The 1,529-nt window shown below is 39.5% G+C and carries 2 protein-coding genes; both read right to left on the bottom strand.

The features are described from left to right. A partial coding sequence (locus ON063_RS14490; protein WP_446719148.1) for a flagellin N-terminal helical domain-containing protein occupies window positions 1-858 on the bottom strand: 858 nt, incomplete at its 3' end. A gap of 166 nt (window positions 859-1,024) precedes the next feature. Next, the coding region (locus ON063_RS14485) for a hypothetical protein (RefSeq protein WP_274665603.1) at window positions 1,025-1,529 on the bottom strand (505 nt) is incomplete at its 5' end.

Here is a 1,529-nt window from a genome sequence, read left to right as displayed (position 1 = left end):
ACCTGTTACAGTACTAGAAATATTTCCTTTTGATCCAGAATACACTCCATCTTTTGTAGCTTCAATCAGTACTTCCCCACTTGAAACTGAAACTTTATAGTTTCCTTTTAATTGACTATCAGCATCAATCAAAGACTGTAATGTAGTTGCAATAGCTGACTCGGTAGTTGCAGAAGCACCTCCAGTTACTGGTCCTGTTCCGACACTGATGCTAGCAGAGTTTGTCGTCACGTTAGTAACTGTTCCGTCTACTTGTCCAGCACCTTCCGTAAAGTTAATAGTTAACTCTTTACCATTAAGTGACACTTTAAAATTATCGTTATTTTTTAGACTTGTAAAATCGACAGAAATTTTTGCTTCATTACTGAAGGCATCGACACCATCTGTAACCGTCGTCAAATCACTCAAAGAAAGACCTGTAGGTGCTAAGTTTTCTCCGCCACTTCCTTTTAGTAATGACTGAGTGTTAAACTCCGTTGTGTTTCCAACACGGTTGATTTCTGAAGAAAGTTGATTAATTTCTTTTTGAATTTCTTCACGGTCAACGCCTACGTTTGTATCGTTTGAAGACTGAACAGCTAATTCACGCATACGTTGAAGGATGGAGTGTGTTTCGTTCAATGCACCTTCAGCGGTTTGAATCAATGAAATTCCATCTTGTGAGTTACGTGTCGCTTGTTCAAGACCACGAATCTGTCCACGCATTTTTTCAGAGATAGCAAGACCAGCCGCATCATCCCCAGCACGGTTGATGCGGAGACCTGAAGACAATTTCTCCATCGCTTTACCAGTTTGTGCCGTGTTGAACGACATATTACGATGTGCGTTCATTGAGTTAAGGTTGTGGTTAATAATCATTGTAATTTCCCTCCATAGGTTTAAAGTTTTTCCGCTCTTCCAAATCCTTTTGTCCGAGCATGCAAGGTTTAGGCCGGCCCCTCACCTTGCATTTTTTGGAACGTTTTATCGTTTCCATACTCTATATCGGAGTCGTGTTCTGATTGTTTAATATTATTTACAACTTTTATTGATTTTTCAGCCACTCGATTACGCGTTCTTGACTAAGTCTGCTTCCTCCTTCTTTTACACGACTAATCCTCTCTACCACACATCCCGCTCCAGCGTTCCTAACATAAATTCTTCCAGGCAATCCAATCTGTGTCCCCCACTCGCATTCATAGTAGTGACTTTCTTTAGTTTTTATGACATTTCTGCGATATCTCGGTTTACCCATTCGATATGCGATTTCCATTTCAATCAACCCAACTTCTAAGCTCATTCGTTCACTAGGATCTTTTAGTTGCTTGTAGTCTTTATAAAACCCTTTAGACAACTTTACATAGTTAAAGACCTTATCAAACCCACGTTCCATTCGCTGTTCTAAATCCATACTTTTCTTAAGGTTTTCCGAAATCACCTCTCTTTCTGAAAGTAATTCTGCCTGCTTTTTTATTAAAGTATTTCGTTCGACCTCCAAGCTGTTTTTATGACTGATTTCCACGTCAAGCCAATTCCAAATTTGCCGAATT

Source organism: Exiguobacterium sp. B2(2022) (assembly GCF_028823655.1).
GTDB classification, from domain to species: Bacteria; Bacillota; Bacilli; order Exiguobacteriales; family Exiguobacteriaceae; genus Exiguobacterium; species Exiguobacterium aestuarii_A.
The sequence above is the reverse complement of the archived record's forward strand: the minus strand, read 5'-3'. Positions and strand labels throughout refer to the sequence as shown.